Genomic DNA, 16,933 nt, shown 5'->3' with positions numbered 1-16,933 from the left:
AACCGAGCGGATGTATGATTTTGTGATTATTGGCGGCGGCATTATCGGCATGTCGACCGCCATGCAGCTGCTGGAGGTCTACCCGGACGCCAGAATTGCGCTGCTGGAAAAAGAGTCCGGCCCGGCCTGTCATCAGAGCGGCCACAATAGCGGCGTGATTCATGCCGGGGTCTACTACACTCCCGGGAGCCTCAAAGCGCAGTTCTGCCTTGCCGGAAATCGGGCGACCAAAGCTTTTTGCGATCGGCACGGTATCCGCTATGACCGCTGCGGAAAAATGCTGGTCGCCACCTCGCCGCTGGAGATGTCGCGGATGCGGGCGCTGTGGGATCGCACCGCGGCCAACGGGCTGGATCGCGAATGGCTCAGCGCGGAGGCGCTGGGGGAGCGGGAGCCGAATATTACCGGCATCGGCGGCATCTTTGTCCCCTCCAGCGGAATTGTCAGCTATCGCGAGGTCACCGAGGCGATGGCGAAAACCTTCGTCGCCGGCGGCGGCGAAATCGTCTACGCCGCCGAGGTTAGCGCCCTGAAAGAGCACGCCGCCGGCGTGGTCGTCTACACTAAACAGGGACAGGTGTTTGAAGCCGCCACATTAGTGAGCTGCAGCGGGCTGATGGCCGACAGGGTGGTCAAAATGCTCGGCGTCGATCCCGGTTTTATTATCTGCCCGTTTCGTGGGGAGTATTTCCGCCTGGCGCCTCGGCATAACCAGATAGTGAAACATCTGATCTATCCGATCCCCGACCCGGCCATGCCGTTCCTCGGGGTCCACCTCACGCGCATGATCGACGGCAGCGTGACCGTGGGCCCGAATGCGGTACTCGCCTTGAAGCGTGAAGGCTATCGCAAACGCGATTTTTCACTCTCCGATACGCTGGAAATCCTCGGCTCGCCCGGTATTCGTCGCGTGCTGCAGGGCAACCTGCGCTCGGGATTACGCGAAATGAAAAACTCCCTGTGCAAAGACGGCTACCTGCGGCTGGTGCAAAAGTACTGCCCGAGCCTCGTTCTGCAGGATCTCCAGCCGTGGCCTGCGGGCGTTCGTGCACAGGCGGTTTCTCCGCACGGCAGGCTGATCGACGATTTTCTGTTCGTCACCACGGCGCGCTCCATTCATACCTGCAATGCGCCCTCCCCGGCGGCCACATCGGCTATCCCCATCGGGGCGCATATCGTCGGCAAAGTACAGACGCTGCTGGCCAGCCAGCATAATCCCGGCCGCAGCCTGCGCGCCGCCCGTAGCGCGGACTCTCTGCTTGCCGCATACACTCGTTAAACGTTTTGAAACAGGAAACCATCATGCAACTCAACGACCCAACTTTGTTCCGCCAGCAGGCATTTATCGACGGCCAGTGGCGCGATGCCCTCAGCGGCGAGGTGATTACGGTCACCAACCCGGCTAACGACCAGCGGCTGGGCAGCGTGCCGAAAATGGGCGCCGATGAGACCCACGAGGCCATTGATGCCGCCAACCGGGCGCTCCCTGCCTGGCGGGCCTTAACGGCTAAAGAGCGGGCCACGATCCTGCGCCGCTGGTTCGATCTGATCATGGCGAACCAGGACGACCTCGCCCGCCTGATGACGCTGGAGCAGGGGAAACCGCTGGCGGAAGCCAGGGGCGAAATTAGCTACGCCGCCTCGTTTATCGAATGGTTTGCTGAAGAGGGTAAGCGAGTCTACGGCGATACCATTCCCGGCCATCAGGCGGATAAGCGCCTGATCGTTATCAAGCAGCCAATTGGCGTCACCGCGGCCATCACGCCGTGGAACTTCCCTGCCGCCATGATCACCCGTAAGGCCGGCCCGGCGCTGGCCGCAGGCTGTACCATGGTGCTCAAACCCGCCAGCCAGACCCCCTTCTCCGCCCTGGCGCTGGCCGAGCTGGCCCAGCGGGCCGGCATTCCTGACGGCGTATTCAGCGTGGTGACCGGCTCCGCCGGAGCGGTAGGCAATGCGCTGACCAGCAACCCGCTGGTACGCAAGCTGTCGTTTACCGGCTCGACGGAAATCGGCCGCCAGCTGATGGCGCAGTGTGCGCAAGATATTAAGAAAGTCTCCCTCGAGCTGGGCGGCAACGCGCCGTTTATCGTATTTGACGATGCCGATCTCGATAAAGCGGTTGAGGGCGCGCTGGCCTCCAAGTTCCGTAACGCCGGGCAGACCTGCGTTTGCGCCAATCGCCTGTACGTGCAGGAGGGCGTTTACGGACGCTTTGCCGCGAAGCTACAGCAGGCGGTGGAAAAGCTGCAGCTCGGCGATGGCCTGCAAAGCGGCGTCACCACCGGGCCGCTGATTGATGACAAGGCGGTCGCCAAAGTGCAGGAGCATATTGCCGATGCCGTCGCCAAAGGCGCGCGGATCGTGACCGGCGGAAAGGTGCACGAGCTTGGCGGTAACTTCTTCCAGCCGACGATCCTGCTGGACGTTCCCGACAGCGCGAAGGTTGCCAAAGAGGAGACCTTTGGCCCACTGGCCCCGCTGTTCCGCTTTAAAGATGAGGAGGACGTTATCCGTCAGGCCAACGATACCGAATTCGGCCTGGCGGCCTATTTCTATGCCCGCGACATAAGCCGCGTCTTCCGCGTCGGCGAGGCGCTGGAGTACGGTATCGTCGGGATCAACACCGGCCTTATCTCCAATGAAGTGGCGCCTTTTGGCGGCGTCAAAGCCTCCGGGCTCGGCCGCGAAGGGTCGAAGTATGGAATAGATGATTACTTAGAAATCAAATATATGTGCATTGGTCTGTAGGGCCGCGCCGGCGGCGATGCCGTAAATCCCCCCTTAATACGCGTATCCCGGTGCGGGAAGGCCGGGATAGCCGTTCAGGAGTAAGCCCATGACCGCCACCTCCCAGCCGACGGCCATAGACGGATACCGCTGGCTTAAAAACGACATCATTCGCGGCCGCTATCAGCCGGATGAAAAGCTGCGTATGAGCCTGTTGACCTCGCGCTATGCGCTTGGCGTCGGGCCGCTGCGCGAAGCGCTCTCCCGGCTGGTTGCCGAGCGCCTGGTTACCGTGATTAATCAAAAAGGCTATCGGGTTGCCTCGATGTCAGAGCAGGAGCTGCTCGATATCTTCGACGCCCGGGCCAATATGGAGGCGATGCTGGTGCGTCTCGCCATTGAGCGCGGCGGCGACGAGTGGGAAGCGGAGCTGCTCGCCCGGGCGCATCTGCTCAATAAGCTGGAGTCCAGCGACGCCAGCGAGAAGCTGCTGGATGAGTGGGACAGGCGCCATCAGGCGTTCCATTCCGCCATTGTTGCCGGCTGCGGTTCACAATATCTGCTGCAAATGCGCGAACGTCTTTTCGACCTCGCCGCGCGCTACCGGTTTATCTGGCTGCGCACGACGGTGCTGTCGGTTGCCATGCTGGAAGATAAACGGCGCCAGCATCGGAGGCTAACCGAGGCTATTCTGGCGCGTGACGCCCCGCTTGCCGGTGAACTGATGCGCCAGCATCTGCTGACGCCAATTCCGGTGATTCAGCGGGCGATGGCGGGAAAACTGCAGCAGAAAGCCTCCTGAAAAGATCGGCACGTCGCCGTTTTGAAAGCGGGCGATCCGACACGGTGCCCTGCTTTTACTCTGCTAAAGTCGCGAAGACGGCAGCGCGCTATCCCCCGCGCCCTCCGGCGCGGTCAGGACCTGTAGATCCGCACCGGGGCGCTCTTATAGGCCGGCGTCAGGCTCTGTTTATCAACCGAGTCCAGCGACAGTAAAATGTTGGCCTCCGGCAGATAGGCGGCAATAGACGATGCGGCCATCGGCACAATATAAACCGTCTGGTTGCGCATCACCTTCTCTTCGCAGGCATTGCCCTCATCATCCAACGCCACAATATTGACCACATCGCCCTGCGCCAGCTGGCGCTTTTGCGCTTCCTGACGGCTCAGGAAAATGACGTCGCGGCGTCCGGTAACGCCGCGGTAGCGGTCGTCCATACCGTAAATCGTCGTATTGTACTGGTCGTGGCTGCGAATCGTGGTGAGCACCAGGCAATCTGACGGCATAGCCGCGCTATCAAGCGCCTCGGTATCGCAGACGTGGAAGGTCGCCTTGCCCGACGCCGTACGGTATTCGCCGCGCGAGGCCGGGTTATCGAGACGGAACCCGCCGGGGGCAGCGATGCGTTCGTTGAATTGATGGAACTCCGGTATCACGGCTTCAATCGCCTCGCGAATCAGTCGATAGTCCGCCACCAGCTTCTCCCAGGCGACCGGGCTGCGCGGCAACGTGGCGCGCGCCAGCCCCGCCACAATGGCGGGTTCGGACAGCAGCCACGGCGAGGCCGGCTTCAGCGAGCCGGTTGAAGCGTGCACCATGCTCATCGAGTCCTCTACGGTGACGGACTGCACGCCCGCGCGTTGCACATCGCGCTCGCTGCGTCCTAAGGTCGGGAACAGATAGGTGTTTTTACCCGCCAGCAGGTGGGAACGGTTGAGTTTGGTCGCAACGTGGACCTGGAGATCCAGCCGACGCATCGCCGGGAATGTCCGCAGCGGGTCGGGCATCGCCACGGCGAGGTTGCCGCCCATGCAGATAAGCCCGCGGGAAACCCGGTTTTCGATAGCCTTAATGCTGTCGATGGAGGATCGTCCGTGCGCCCGCGGGACCGTAATGCCGAAATAGTTTTCCAGCCGCAGGTTAAACGCTTCGTCCGGCGCTTCGTTTATCCCCACCGTCCTGTCGCCCTGGACGTTAGAATGGCCGCGTAGCGGACAAATACCGGCGCCTTCACGCCCCATGTTCCCGCGCATCAGCAGCAGATTAATCAGCTGCTGGACGTTCTGCGTGCCGTTACGATGCTGGGTAATTCCCAGGCCATAGCTCACGATAACCCGCCGGTGGCGGCTATAAATATCGGCGAAATATTCGATAGCGCTGCGCTCTACCCCCGCCCCACGCTCAATGTCCGCCCAGTCGAGGCCGTTCAGGTCGTCAACCAACGCCTGATATCCCGACGTTTGCGAGGCGATAAATTCGCTATCAATGACCGGCTCCTGCTGCTGGACCCGACGCTGCGCATCCATCTCCAGCAGCGCTTTCATGGCGCCGCGGAAAAACCACGCATCGCCCCCAACGCGGATCTGGAAGTAATCGCTGGAGAGATCCGTGTGCCCGCCCATAAGCATATCCGTCGGCGATTGGGGGAAGCTAAACCGCTCCAGGCCGCGCTCGCGTAGTGGATTCACCGAGATGATCTTCGCTCCACGCCTGGCAACTTCGCGCAGGGTCGTCAGCATCCGCGGGTGGTTGGTGCCCGGGTTATGCCCGACGCAAATCACCAGGTCCGCGGCGGCAAAATCGCTTAGCTCAACGGTGCCCTTGCCGATGCCGATAGAAGATCCCAGCCCGGTGCCGGTCGGGCTGTGGCACATATTCGAACAGTCGGGGAAGTTGTTGCTGCCGTATTCGCGCGCATACAGCTGATAGAGAAACGCCGCTTCATTTGAGGTGCGCCCGGAGGTGTAAAACTCCATCTCATCGGGGGAGAACCCGCGCATGATGTCGCCGATTTCGGCAAACGCCTGCTCCCACGCGATGGGCTGATAGGTATCGCTGATAATATCGTATTTCATCGGATGAGTGAGCCGGCCGTGGTTCTCCAGCTCAAAGTCACTTTGTCGCCAAAGCTGGCTCAGCGTGTGGCGAGCGAAGAATTCCGGCGAGGTTTTTTTCGCGGTGGTTTCCCATGAAACGGCCTTGACGCCGTTTTCACATAGCTCCATCGCAGAGCGATGGTCCGGATCGGGCCACGCGCAGCCGGGGCAATCAAACCCTTTAGCCTGATTCATTTTAAACAGCGCAATAGTGTCGCGTACCGGCGTTTTTTGTCCCAGTACGTGCGCAGTACAGGCTTTAACGGCTCCCCACCCTCCGGCGGCGCCCTGGTACTCTTTTAATCCACGGGTAGTATCAGTCATCAGATCGTATCAGTTATATTTTCAATGGTGCTTTATTAACACAGGCGCCCCGTCGCGCTGATTCCTATCAAGGGGTACGGCGCTAACAGAAAATAATAAGAAAGAAGTATTTCGCTTACGTGGGAATAAAGTTCAGCGGGTATTTATGGCGAGATGAGCATCAGCGCTGGCGAGACAATCACGCCTCTGCGGGCAAGCTTAAAAGAATTTTACTCTTTCATAACAGCAGGATATCTATTTATTTTTTTGGTAAAGCTACCCTTAACGGGTCACATCGCATCGGGAATAATGAGTAAAGAAGCCGCCTGCGCATTCACCTGGCAGGAGCTGGTTGCCCGCCCAGGATGCCGCTACAGGTTAAAAAAACGGCCGATACGCATCCTAAAATAAACCCGCAGCCGGACCAGAATATTGACCGCCGTTTAATAAACGAATTCGTAGGCGGCTATTTTCCAGCCGCAAAAAATATCTACCCACTTTAATCCGGGTTATTAAAACAGGGTGATGAAACGGGCCAGCAGAATTTACAATTAGTAAAAGATTTTCTACGCAAAAAAATCCATGCCGTAGGGCATGGACATTTTCGCTCGGTGCGGACTACGGACGAGGCGTCAGGCTCTCAGCCTGACGGGCTCGCTAAAGTCATCAGCCGGTTCAAGCTTCAGGCTGAACGTCGCCAGCAGCGCGTTGGCCCTGTTGTGGAAATCACGTAGCGTTTTTTCAAGCCGTTCGCTAACTTCAGGATCGTCGATGACCACCGACTGCCATACCCCTTCTTTATCGAACAAACCAAAATGATAGCTGTAAGTAAAGCGCGATGCCTGTGCTTCCATCTCCATCCACCATCCCCAAAACTCTCGTTTTTCCGGCGCCGGTTTAACGTTGACGCAAACTGCCAGGCAATCGAAAAAGAAGCGGTTGTCTTCACACTGCTCTTCGCGGATATAGGGGCCAAGAGCCGTGAATTTCTTAATCAGCTTACTCTTCAGGTGTCCACTCGGTAACGTCATTGCGATCTCCTTTAGTGATGCAACTGTTTTACCAAATCAATAAAATTTAGCAATAAATTAACTAAATCTCTGGTTGATCCACCGGCTAATCTGTCGCAATGCGTGATCAAAATTGCGATAAATCGGCTTCGTTGGGATCTCAAGCAGCTTGCCATCGGCAGATGACGAGGTAATTAAACGCGACTCCTCTTCCGGACTGAAAGGATCGTTTTTCCAGTAGCCTGAGAACATCGGCGTCGGACAGCGGCGGCCCAGAAGTCCCTGCGTTTTTAACGAGTAGCGGTTCAGCTCAATGCGCAATGCTTCGTCAGAGGCATCGTGCATTCCCAGACGCGACGCCAGGACATCAAGATACATTTCAGGCACTCGCCCCTGGTGCAAAGGGTCAACCAGCAGGTTGTGCACCACCGGCCCCAGACAGGCAACGGCCTTCAGGCGCTGCGACTCCAGATAGCCGAGTCGGACGGCAATATTGGCACCAAAGCGGAAGCCGAACGCCGCGACCCGGGTATGATCGACCCACGGGACGTTCTGCAGATGCCGCAGCGCGTGCTGGTGCAGCAGGCTGGAGTCCTGGGTTAGCTTCCATTTCGATGAAAAGCCGATGGAAGGCAGATCGAGGGTCAGCATCGCAATCCCCTGCGGGGCAAAATAGTCTTCATACAGGCTGTAGTAATCGGTCTGCAGCGAGTCCAGGCCGCCGCACATCATGACCACCGGGAACGGGCCTTCCCCTTTTGGCAGATGTAAAAAACCGCTGACCGGCGCGCCGCCGGGAACCGGGAACTCGATCTCACGTAGCCCGCCGGGCAGACGCTGCGCGGCCTCTTCATAGGCCCGGTTGGCCAGCGCCTGTGCCTGATCGGCAAGCTCATCGCCTTTAATATGCGGATATGCGGCAATGCTGTAGAGGTTGGACGCGTGCAGCCAGTGGCGGCCGCTGAGTTCGAGGTCCGTTTCCTGACCCGCCATTTGCTGCCAAATCATGGCCTGTTTAGACCATTCGAAAATCCAGTTGCCGCCGCGATACCCCACGACGGTGTCATACAGCTCCGGATTGGTGCGTTCCGCATCGCTCATGACGATGCGCGCCTGCACGTCAAGGATCTCCTGCGGCGTCACGCCGCGCCGGATCCACATCAGGCGATTGATCAGGCGATACCAGCGATCGACGTTGCTCCCATCGAGCGCAGAGTGGATCGGCTGCTGCGAGCCGGACGCGAACCGACGCACCAGCGTAGACGTTTCTGGATGTTTGAATCGAGGTTTAAACAGCGTTTCGCTAAGGTTAGCCTGTGACATGTGCAGTCTCCATCGTGTCGCCACTAAGGCTATTGTAACCTGCTAACAGGCAAAAAAAACCACGCCCGGCAAAACCGGGCGTGGTAAATAGCACTCGCCTTGAAAATTAACGGCCTGAGATAGGCGGTACGAAGACCACGCCCATATCCCACGGCTGTTCAATCCAGGTTTCCTGCGGAATATCAACCACGTAGTCATCAACCAGCGGACGACCGGCTGGTTTAGCGAAAATAGTGACGAAGTGTGCTTTTGGATACATTTCGCGGATGGCGACCGCGGTGCCGCCGGTATCAACCAGGTCATCAATCACGATGAACCCTTCACCATCACCTTCAGCACGCTTAAGGACGGTCAGCTCACGCTGGTTATCGTGGTCATAGCTGGAAATGCAAACGGTATCAACATGACGAATACCCAGCTCACGCGCCAGCAGCGCGCCCGGTACCAGACCACCGCGGCTAACGGCAATAATGCCTTTCCATTGTTCAGAAGGCATCAGGCGACTTGCCAGTTTGCGGGCGTGAATCTGCAACATGTCCCAGGTGACGACGTATTTTTCGCTCATGTGAAGTGTCCCAGCCTGTGTTATACGGCTTAAATGATGTTCGAGGGGGAAAATGGTTGCGCGAGATTATAGAGATCTGAAGCGCTAAAAACCAGTATTAAGCGGCCCTGGCGACGCTTTTTGCGTTGTTTCCACTACCCGTTAGCGTGGAAAGTGGTATTCTCAACCCCACCGCGCAAGCCCTCGCTTGACGTGTATTCTATTGCTAACCCTCGACCTGCAAAAGAATTTTGCAGGCGATCGTAAGGAGACTCATCGTGTCTGAACTGTCTCAATTATCCCCGCAGCCGCTGTGGGATATTTTTGCCAAAATCTGCTCCATTCCCCACCCTTCCTATCACGAAGAACAACTCGCTGAACACATCATGGGCTGGGCAAAAGAAAAAGGCTTACACGCAGAACGCGACCAGGTTGGCAACATTCTGATTCGTAAAGCCGCTACCGCCGGGATGGAAAACCGTAAACCGGTCGTGCTGCAGGCGCACCTCGATATGGTGCCGCAGAAAAACAACGATACCGTTCACGACTTTACTAAAGATCCGATTCAGCCGTACATCGACGGCGAGTGGGTCAAGGCCCGCGGTACCACCCTGGGCGCGGATAACGGTATCGGTATGGCTTCCGCTCTGGCGGTGCTGGCTGATGACTCCGTCGAACACGGTCCGCTGGAAGTGCTGCTGACCATGACCGAAGAAGCCGGCATGGACGGCGCGTTTGGCCTGCAGGCCAACTGGCTGCAGGCAGATATCCTGATTAACACCGACTCGGAAGAAGAAGGCGAAATCTACATGGGTTGCGCCGGGGGGATCGACTTCACCTCCAACCTGCCGCTGGCGCGCGAAGCGATCCCGGCCGGTTTCCACAGCTTTAAGCTGACGCTAAAAGGGCTGAAAGGCGGCCACTCCGGCGGTGAAATCCACGTCGGTCTGGGGAATGCCAACAAGCTGCTGGCCCGCTTCCTCGCCGGTCACGTCGCTGAGCTGGATCTGCGCCTGGTTGATTTCAACGGCGGCACCCTGCGCAACGCCATTCCGCGTGAAGCCTTCGCCACCGTTGCGGTAGCCGCCGATAAGAGCGATACCCTGGCGGCGCTGGTGAATACCTATCAGGAAATTCTCCAAAACGAGCTGGCGGCCAAAGAGAAGAATCTGGTCCTGCTGCTGGAGTCCGCTGCGACGGATAAACCCGCGCTGACGGCGCAGTCTCGCGACGGCTTTGTTCGTCTGCTGAACGCCATGCCAAACGGCGTGATCCGTAACTCCGACGTAGCGAAGGGCGTGGTCGAAACCTCCCTCAACGTCGGCGTGGTAACCATGACCGATGATAACGTCGAAATCCACTGCCTGATCCGTTCCCTGATCGACAGCGGCAAAGACTACGTCGTCAGCATGCTGGATTCGTTAGGCAAACTGGCGGGAGCGAAAACCGAAGCCAAGGGCGCTTACCCGGGCTGGCAGCCGGATGCAAACTCACCGGTGATGCATCTGGTCCGCGAAACCTACCAGCGTCTGTTTAATAAAACGCCGAATATCCAGATTATTCACGCCGGTCTGGAATGCGGCCTGTTCAAAAAGCCGTACCCGGATATGGATATGGTTTCCATTGGGCCGACCATTACCGGGCCGCACTCCCCGGATGAGCAGGTTCATATCGAAAGCGTTGGCCAGTACTGGACGCTGCTGACTGAACTACTGAAAGCGATTCCGGCGAAGTAAGTTCCGCCGCGAAAAGAGCTCGGGTACGGCGCGTTACGCCCTATTCGGGCTCCCTCACCTTCTCCATGCGATAATTGATAAACCTCTCGCCGCGGACTTCCACCTGCTGTTCTTCCACCACCCTGAAGCCATGACGCGCAAAGCACGGTTTCGCCGTGATGCTGGCCGCAACCATCAGCGTCCCTTGCGGAATTTGCCTGAACAGCTCAGCGAGCAACGCGCCGGCAATCCCCTGACGGGAGCGTTCGGGAGCGACAAACAGGAGATCGATATAGCTGCCGATGGCGCTAATAAAGCCGACCGGCTGCCGCTCGATCGCCGCCACCAGCACCCGGGAGTCGCGCATTTTTTGCCGCCAGCGGGCCTCATCGACCTGCGCCCAGGCGGCAATTTGCGGCGCCGAATAGTCGCCGCTGGCGCTCTCCTGAATCGCGCGCATGAAAATGGCGCACAGCGCGGAAAAATCGTCATCCTGGTAATGTCTTATCTGCAGCATAGCTATAATCCCAGAACCAGCTGCCGCTCCAGCTGAGGGTCGAGTAACGTAACGTGCAGCCCCACCAGCCGCACCCCGCGGCCGCCGCGCCGCTCATGCCAGGCTTTGTAGGCCGTGGCGAGCAAATCATCTTTATTCAGGCGCGGCCAGACGTGCTCCTGCGTGGTCAGCTGAAAATCATTAAACTTGAGCTTTACTCCCTGGCGGGCAATCAGCAGATCCGGTTTAACCTTGATCAGCCGCCGCTCCAGCTCCTGGTAGAGGCTTTCAATAATCGCCTCACAGTCGCCCCACTGGTGAATATCCTCCACCAGCGTACGCTCGACGCCAACCGATTTACGCTGCCGCGTATTGTTGATTTCCCGCTCGTCGATGCCCTGGCTTCTCTCCCACAGGATCCGGCCAAATTTGCCAAAGCGCTTGAGCAGCATCGCCAGATCGCTTTTCTGCACATCTTCGCAGGTGCGCAGCCCCATATTTTCCAGCTTTGCCGCGGAGACTTTCCCCACGCCGGGTATTTTCGCCAGCGGCAGGGTTCTGACGAATTCTGCGACCTGATGCGGCGCAATCACAAACTGGCCGTTGGGTTTATTCAGATCGGAGGCGATTTTGGCGAGAAATTTCACCGGAGCGATGCCGGCGGAGGCGGTCAGCTGCAGCTCACGCTGAATGGTCTGGCGGATCTCCTCCGCCATCAGCGTCGCCGAGCCCTGGCAGTGGACGCTGTCGCTGACGTCAAGAAACGCCTCATCGAGCGAGAGAGGTTCGATCAGCGAGGTGTAGCGCGAGAAAATTTCCCGGATATGGGCCGACGCCTCTTTATAGGCGTCAAAGCGACCCGGAAGCAGCGTCAGATGCGGGCAAAGCTTAAGCGCCATCGCCGTTGGCATTGCGCTGCGCACGCCAAACTTACGCGCCGGATAGTTGGCGGTACTGATGACGCCCCGCTGTACCCGGCTGCCGCCGATCGCGATGGGAATATCCCGCAACGCCGGGTTATCGCGCATTTCGACCGCGGCAAAGAAGCAGTCCATATCAACATGGATGATTTTGCGCATAGCTAGCCCTCACTGACCACTGGACAAGTATACAGCATAATTCTGTTCAATGAGAAGAGAGGGAAGCCAAAATGCGCCGTAGCTGAACCCCGGCGTCGCTGAGTGCGGCCGGGGCGTTTATCAGGCTAGTCAGAAGTGATTACAGGATCCGGTCCTGCTGCCGCTGCGCTGCGCGCGCCAGGCGTTTTTTCCGCGCATCGCACGGTTCCGGACAGTCGCAGACCTTTTCCAGACCCAGCGAGGCGATCCCGCCGCAGCTCCCCTGCAGGCTTTTGCGCTTCACCAGATAGCCCACCGACATCCCCAGAATAACCAGGGCGAAAATCACAAAGGTCGCGAGAAACAGGGTCCACATCGATCAACCTCCAAAGTCATCCAGCATGATGTTTTCATCCTCAACGCCGAGATCTTTCAGCATCTTAATGACTGCCGCATTCATCACCGGCGGCCCGCACATATAAAACTCGCACTCCTCCGGTGCCGGATGATCGCGCAGGTAGTTCTCATATAGCACGTTGTGGATGAAGCCGGTGTGACCATTCCAGCTATCTTCCGGCAGCGGATCGGACAGCGCCACGTGGAAGGTAAAGTTAGGATTTTCCCGCGCCAGCTGTTCAAATTCATCGTCGTAGAACATTTCGCGCAGCGAGCGCGCGCCGTACCAGAAGCTGATTTTACGCCCGCTGTGCAGCCGCTTGAGCTGGTCGAAAATATGCGAACGCATCGGCGCCATGCCGGCCCCGCCGCCGATAAAGACCATTTCTGCATCGGTATCTTTGGCAAAAAATTCGCCGAACGGCCCGGAAATCGTCACCTCATCACCGGCTTTCAGCGACCAGATATAGGAAGACATAATGCCCGGCGGAGCGTCCGGCACCTTCGGCGGCGGCGTGGCAATACGCACGTTGAGCATGATAATGCCCTTCTCGTCCGGGTAGTTAGCCATCGAGTATGCGCGCAGGGTCGGCTCTTTTACCTCGGAGACGTAGCGGAACAGGTTAAACTTATCCCAGTCGGCGCGGTACTCGTCCGGCACGTCGAAGTCAGCATACGCCACCTTGTGCGACGGACACTCGATCTGGATATATCCCCCGGCGCGGAACGGCACAACTTCGCCGTCCGGCACGCGCAGCTTCAGCTCTTTGATAAACGTCGCTTTGTTATCATTGGAGATTACTTCGCATTGCCATTTTTTGACCCCGAAGATCTCTTCCGGCAGCTCGATCTTCATGTTTTGCTTCACCGCGACCTGACAGGCCAGCCGGCAGCCCTCTTTCGCCTCACGTTTGGTGATATGGGAAAGCTCGGTCGGCAGGATATCGCCGCCGCCCTCTTTCACCGTCACCCGACACTGGCCGCAGGAACCGCCGCCGCCGCAGGCGGAGGAGACAAAGATTCCGTTGCTGGACAGCGTATTCAACAGCTTATCGCCCGCCGATGTGCGGATCTGTTTATCCGCTTCGTTATTGATTTCAATAACCACATCACCGGCGTTGACCAGCTTCGAACGCGCCGCCAGAATCAATCCTGACAGCACCAGCACGATCAGCGTAAACATAACGACGCCAAGAATAATTTCCATACTTTCCGCCCTTATAGCTGCACACCGGAGAATGACATAAAGCCCAGCGCCATCAGACCCGTGGTAATAAAGGTGATCCCTAACCCGCGCAGGCCGGCGGGCACGTTGGCATATTTCATTCTTTCCCGGATGCCCGCCAGGGCGACAATCGCCAGCGTCCAGCCGATACCGGAACCGAAGCCATAAACAATGGATTCCGGGAAGTTGTAGTCACGCTGCACCATGAAGGAGACGCCGCCAAAAATCGCACAGTGCACGGCAATCAGCGGCAGGAAGATCCCCAGCGCGTGGTATAACGCCGGGAAATATTTATCGAGGATCATCTCAAGGATCTGCACCAGCGCGGCGATCACGCCGATAAAGGTAATAAAGTTGAGAAAACTTAAATCGACGCCCTCCGCCAGCGCCCCGTCGCGCAGCACCAGGTTATAGATCAGGTTATTGATCGGTACCGCCAGCCCAAGCACGATGGTGACCGTCAGGCCGAGACCAAAGGCGGTGGAAACCTTTTTCGACACCGCCAGGAAGGTACACATCCCGAGGAAGAAGGCCAGCGCCATGTTCTCTACGAATACGGCGCGGACAAACAGGCTGATATAGTGAGCCGTCATCGTTTACTCCTTTTCCTGCTGTTCCGGCTTCCAGCTGCGCAGCGCCCAAATCAGCAAACCGATAATAAAGAAGGCGCTCGGCGCCAGCAGAAACAGGCCGTTCGGCTGATACCAGCCGCCGTTCTGCACCGTCTCCAGCACGGTGACGCCGAACAGCTTGCCGCTGCCGATAAGCTCGCGCAGGAAGCCGACCACGATCAGAATGGCGCCATAGCCCAGTCCGTTGCCGATACCGTCCATAAAGCTGGCCAGCGGCGGCGACTTCATGGCGTACGCTTCCGCCCGCCCCATCACGATGCAGTTGGTGATGATCAGCCCGACAAATACCGACAGCTGCCGGGAGGTCTCATAGGCAAAGGCGCGCAGCAGCTGGTCCACCACAATCACCAGCGAGGCGACGATCGTCATCTGCACGATAATGCGCACGCTGTTGGGAATATGGTGGCGGATCATCGAGATAAACATGCTGGAGAAGGCCGTCACCAGCGTTACCGCGATGGTCATCACCAGCGCGGTTTCCAGTTTGGTGGTCACCGCCAGCGCCGAACAGACCCCCAGCACCTGCAGCGTAATGGGGTTATTGGCCAGCAGCGGCCCCACCAGCACGCGCTTCATCTCTTTCGTATCGCCTGCTTCAGCCATTATTCAGCTCTCCGTCACGCACTCTTTTCAGAAACGGGCCGAAGCCCAGCTCGCCCATCCAGAAATCAAAGCTATGCTGCACGCCATTCGCGGTCAGCGTCGCCCCGGACAGGCCGTCAACGGCGTGGATATCCCCCGGGTGCGCCCCGCCTTTCACCACCTTCAGCGCCGGATGGCCGCTATCGTCAAGCACCTGCTTGCCGATAAACTGCTGACGCCAGTTGGGGTTTTCCACCTCGCCGCCCAGCCCCGGCGTTTCGCCATGATCGTAATACGTCAGGCCCTTTATCGTACGACCATCGGTACCCAGCGCCACGAAGGCGTACATCATCGACCACAGACCGTTGCCGTAAATCGGCAGGATCACTTCCTGAATCTGCTGCTGCTCATCGCGCACCAGGTAAATTTCGACAATATTGCTCCGATGCTTGATGCCCGCCGGGTCCTGGCTGACGTCCAGCGAGATGCTTTGCGCAGGATCTTTCAGCGCCTGCGCCTGATTGAATTTGCCCGGGTCTTTATCCAGCAGCTCGCCGCTGGCTAAATCCACCAGCCGCGGGGAGATACGGGCGGCAAAAACGCTCTCCACCTCCTCGGCGCTCATCTTCGGCGTCACCAGCCCGGACACGGCGAGGATATTGCGCTGTTTATCCAGCTCGCGCTGCTCCTGCTGCCGTGACTTCAGACCCACGGCGGACCCGGCGACGATAATGGAGCAGACCAGGCAAAGCACCAGCACCACCAGCAGCGTTTTGCCGATGCTATCGTTACCTTTATTCTCAGCCACGCGACTTCCTCCGCTTAATATTGGCCTGCACCACCAGGTAATCGAACAGCGGCGCAAAGAGGTTGGCGAAAAGGATCGCCAGCATCATCCCTTCCGGATAGGCCGGGTTGACCACCCGAATCAGCACGCACATCACGCCGATCAGCAGGCCGTAGCCCCATTTCCCTTTATCGGTAAACGACGCGGACACCGGGTCCGTCGCCATAAACATCATGCCGAAGGCAAAACCGCCGAGCACCAGATGCCAGTACCACGGCATGGCGAACATCGGGTTGGTGTCCGAGCCGATGAAATTAAACAGCGTCGCGGTCGCCACCATGCCGATCATCACTCCGGCAACGATGCGCCACGAGGCAATGCGCCCGAAGATAATGATCGCGCCGCCGATCAGGATCATCAGCGTTGAAACTTCGCCGATGGAGCCGGGAATGTTGCCGAGGAAGGCGTCCATCCAGCTAACCGGCTGGCCGCTGGTAACGTTCACCAGCGCTTCACCGCCGCCGCTCGTCCACTGGGACAGCGGCGTCGCGCCGGAAAACCCGTCCGCGGCGGTCCATACCAGGTCGCCGGAAATCTGCGCCGGATAGGCAAAGAACAGGAACGCGCGCCCCGCCAGCGCCGGGTTAAGGAAGTTACGCCCGGTGCCGCCAAAAATCTCTTTGGCGATAACCACGCCGAAGGAGATGCCCAGCGCGGCCTGCCACAGCGGTAGCGTGGGAGGAACGATCAGCGCGAAGAGGATCGAGGTGACGAAAAATCCCTCGTTGATTTCATGCTTGCGCACGATGGCGAAGAGAACCTCCCAGAAACCACCGACGATAAACACGGTGATATAGACAGGCAGGAAGAACACCGCGCCGAGGGTCATCATGCTCAGCCAGCCCGCATCCGCGGCGAAGCTCACCCCCAGCCACTGCGCAAGGCTGTAGTGCCAGTCGTTGGCAATAATCTGCTGCAGCTGCTCCGCGCCGTACAGCTTGTGCAGCGCGGGGAGCGTTTGCAGGCCAACGTTATACATGCCCCAGAACATGGCCGGGAATACGGCGAGCCAGACCAGGATCATCATTCGCTTCAGATCGATGGCATCACGTACGTGAGCGGCTCCGCGCGTCACCTGACCGGGGGTGTAGAATAGCGTCGCCGTCGCTTCGAACAGCGGGTAGTATTTTTCCAGCCTGCCGCCGTGCGTAAAGTGCGGCTCAATTTTGTCAAACAGCTGCTTTAAGCCCATCAC

Annotated in this window: 16 protein-coding genes; 4 read left to right on the top strand and 12 right to left on the bottom strand. The window is 58.4% G+C overall.

Annotated features, from left to right (window positions below; translation table 11 throughout):
* Positions 1-10 precede the first annotated feature (10 nt).
* The 3 genes from lhgO to csiR all read left to right on the top strand — a co-directional run bounded on the left by lhgO (position 11) and on the right by csiR (position 3,532).
* Positions 11-1,279 (top strand): L-2-hydroxyglutarate oxidase, encoded by a 1,269-nt coding sequence (gene lhgO, locus NWP14_RS27030; protein ID WP_346432056.1) that lies wholly within the window; start codon positions 11-13, stop codon positions 1,277-1,279.
* A gap of 23 nt (positions 1,280-1,302) precedes the next feature.
* A complete protein-coding gene (gene gabD, locus NWP14_RS27025; protein ID WP_375216257.1) occupies positions 1,303-2,751 on the top strand; it encodes an NADP-dependent succinate-semialdehyde dehydrogenase in 1,449 nt (482 codons plus the stop codon).
* A gap of 88 nt (positions 2,752-2,839) precedes the next feature.
* Complete coding sequence (csiR, locus tag NWP14_RS27020; RefSeq protein ID WP_095105581.1) at positions 2,840-3,532, top strand: DNA-binding transcriptional regulator CsiR; 693 nt, start codon at positions 2,840-2,842, stop codon at positions 3,530-3,532.
* A 113-nt stretch (positions 3,533-3,645) separates the two neighbouring features.
* Here csiR and NWP14_RS27015 read toward each other — a convergent pair whose 3' ends face one another.
* The 4 genes from NWP14_RS27015 to gpt all read right to left on the bottom strand — a co-directional run bounded on the left by NWP14_RS27015 (position 3,646) and on the right by gpt (position 8,808).
* Entirely contained in the window at positions 3,646-5,931 is a 2,286-nt protein-coding gene (locus NWP14_RS27015; RefSeq protein WP_375216256.1) for an FdhF/YdeP family oxidoreductase, read from the bottom strand.
* A 611-nt stretch (positions 5,932-6,542) separates the two neighbouring features.
* A complete protein-coding gene (gene crl / locus NWP14_RS27010) occupies positions 6,543-6,941 on the bottom strand; it encodes a sigma factor-binding protein Crl (RefSeq protein ID WP_095105578.1) in 399 nt (132 codons plus the stop codon).
* 57 nt (positions 6,942-6,998) lie between these two features.
* Complete coding sequence (gene frsA, locus NWP14_RS27005) at positions 6,999-8,243, bottom strand: esterase FrsA (RefSeq protein WP_095105577.1); 1,245 nt, start codon at positions 8,241-8,243, stop codon at positions 6,999-7,001.
* Positions 8,244-8,349: 106 nt separating this feature from the next.
* The gene (gene gpt / locus NWP14_RS27000) at positions 8,350-8,808 is read right to left on the bottom strand and encodes a xanthine phosphoribosyltransferase (RefSeq protein ID WP_041144180.1); all 459 of its coding nucleotides are present in this window, start codon (positions 8,806-8,808) and stop codon (positions 8,350-8,352) included.
* Between the two features lie 257 nt (positions 8,809-9,065).
* Between gpt and pepD the strand changes: the two genes are divergently transcribed.
* Complete coding sequence (gene pepD / locus NWP14_RS26995; RefSeq protein ID WP_375216255.1) at positions 9,066-10,523, top strand: cytosol nonspecific dipeptidase; 1,458 nt, start codon at positions 9,066-9,068, stop codon at positions 10,521-10,523.
* Between the two features lie 40 nt (positions 10,524-10,563).
* Here pepD and NWP14_RS26990 read toward each other — a convergent pair whose 3' ends face one another.
* The 8 genes from NWP14_RS26990 to NWP14_RS26955 all read right to left on the bottom strand — a co-directional run bounded on the left by NWP14_RS26990 (position 10,564) and on the right by NWP14_RS26955 (position 16,930).
* Positions 10,564-11,016 (bottom strand): GNAT family N-acetyltransferase, encoded by a 453-nt coding sequence (locus tag NWP14_RS26990; RefSeq protein WP_375216267.1) that lies wholly within the window; start codon positions 11,014-11,016, stop codon positions 10,564-10,566.
* 5 nt (positions 11,017-11,021) lie between these two features.
* Complete coding sequence (dinB, locus tag NWP14_RS26985) at positions 11,022-12,077, bottom strand: DNA polymerase IV (RefSeq protein ID WP_095105573.1); 1,056 nt, start codon at positions 12,075-12,077, stop codon at positions 11,022-11,024.
* A 139-nt stretch (positions 12,078-12,216) separates the two neighbouring features.
* On the bottom strand, positions 12,217-12,432 hold the full coding sequence (gene nqrM / locus NWP14_RS26980) for a (Na+)-NQR maturation NqrM (RefSeq protein WP_095105570.1): 216 nt from the start codon (positions 12,430-12,432) through the stop codon (positions 12,217-12,219).
* Between the two features lie 3 nt (positions 12,433-12,435).
* The gene (gene nqrF, locus NWP14_RS26975) at positions 12,436-13,659 is read right to left on the bottom strand and encodes an NADH:ubiquinone reductase (Na(+)-transporting) subunit F (protein WP_095105565.1); all 1,224 of its coding nucleotides are present in this window, start codon (positions 13,657-13,659) and stop codon (positions 12,436-12,438) included.
* A gap of 11 nt (positions 13,660-13,670) precedes the next feature.
* Positions 13,671-14,270 carry an NADH:ubiquinone reductase (Na(+)-transporting) subunit E gene (gene nqrE, locus NWP14_RS26970; RefSeq protein WP_095105563.1) on the bottom strand — a complete coding sequence of 200 codons (600 nt, stop codon included), beginning with the start codon at positions 14,268-14,270 and terminating at the stop codon, positions 13,671-13,673.
* 3 nt (positions 14,271-14,273) lie between these two features.
* Positions 14,274-14,912, bottom strand: a complete 639-nt coding sequence (locus NWP14_RS26965; RefSeq protein WP_095105562.1) for an NADH:ubiquinone reductase (Na(+)-transporting) subunit D — start codon at positions 14,910-14,912, stop codon at positions 14,274-14,276.
* Positions 14,905-15,699, bottom strand: a complete 795-nt coding sequence (locus NWP14_RS26960) for a Na(+)-translocating NADH-quinone reductase subunit C (protein ID WP_346432062.1) — start codon at positions 15,697-15,699, stop codon at positions 14,905-14,907. The genes NWP14_RS26965 and NWP14_RS26960 overlap by 8 nt, the downstream gene beginning before the upstream one ends.
* Complete coding sequence (locus NWP14_RS26955; RefSeq protein ID WP_331833656.1) at positions 15,692-16,930, bottom strand: NADH:ubiquinone reductase (Na(+)-transporting) subunit B; 1,239 nt, start codon at positions 16,928-16,930, stop codon at positions 15,692-15,694. The genes NWP14_RS26960 and NWP14_RS26955 overlap by 8 nt, the downstream gene beginning before the upstream one ends.
* Positions 16,931-16,933 lie beyond the last annotated feature (3 nt).

This window comes from Klebsiella sp. C349492 (genome assembly GCF_042055345.1).
GTDB classification, from domain to species: domain Bacteria; phylum Pseudomonadota; class Gammaproteobacteria; order Enterobacterales; family Enterobacteriaceae; genus Klebsiella; species Klebsiella scottii.
The sequence above is the reverse complement of the archived record's forward strand: the minus strand, read 5'-3'. Positions and strand labels throughout refer to the sequence as shown.

Coding starts and splice junctions, on each gene's coding strand:
- lhgO (WP_346432056.1), top strand. CDS start 11: ATGTATGATTTTGTGATTATTGGCGGCGGCATTATCGGCATGTCGACC.
- gabD (WP_375216257.1), top strand. CDS start 1,303: ATGCAACTCAACGACCCAACTTTGTTCCGCCAGCAGGCATTTATCGAC.
- csiR (WP_095105581.1), top strand. CDS start 2,840: ATGACCGCCACCTCCCAGCCGACGGCCATAGACGGATACCGCTGGCTT.
- NWP14_RS27015 (WP_375216256.1), bottom strand. CDS start 5,931: ATGACTGATACTACCCGTGGATTAAAAGAGTACCAGGGCGCCGCCGGA.
- crl (WP_095105578.1), bottom strand. CDS start 6,941: ATGACGTTACCGAGTGGACACCTGAAGAGTAAGCTGATTAAGAAATTC.
- frsA (WP_095105577.1), bottom strand. CDS start 8,243: ATGTCACAGGCTAACCTTAGCGAAACGCTGTTTAAACCTCGATTCAAA.
- gpt (WP_041144180.1), bottom strand. CDS start 8,808: ATGAGCGAAAAATACGTCGTCACCTGGGACATGTTGCAGATTCACGCC.
- dinB (WP_095105573.1), bottom strand. CDS start 12,077: ATGCGCAAAATCATCCATGTTGATATGGACTGCTTCTTTGCCGCGGTC.
- nqrM (WP_095105570.1), bottom strand. CDS start 12,432: ATGTGGACCCTGTTTCTCGCGACCTTTGTGATTTTCGCCCTGGTTATT.
- nqrF (WP_095105565.1), bottom strand. CDS start 13,659: ATGGAAATTATTCTTGGCGTCGTTATGTTTACGCTGATCGTGCTGGTG.
- nqrE (WP_095105563.1), bottom strand. CDS start 14,270: ATGACGGCTCACTATATCAGCCTGTTTGTCCGCGCCGTATTCGTAGAG.
- NWP14_RS26965 (WP_095105562.1), bottom strand. CDS start 14,912: ATGGCTGAAGCAGGCGATACGAAAGAGATGAAGCGCGTGCTGGTGGGG.
- NWP14_RS26955 (WP_331833656.1), bottom strand. CDS start 16,930: ATGGGCTTAAAGCAGCTGTTTGACAAAATTGAGCCGCACTTTACGCAC.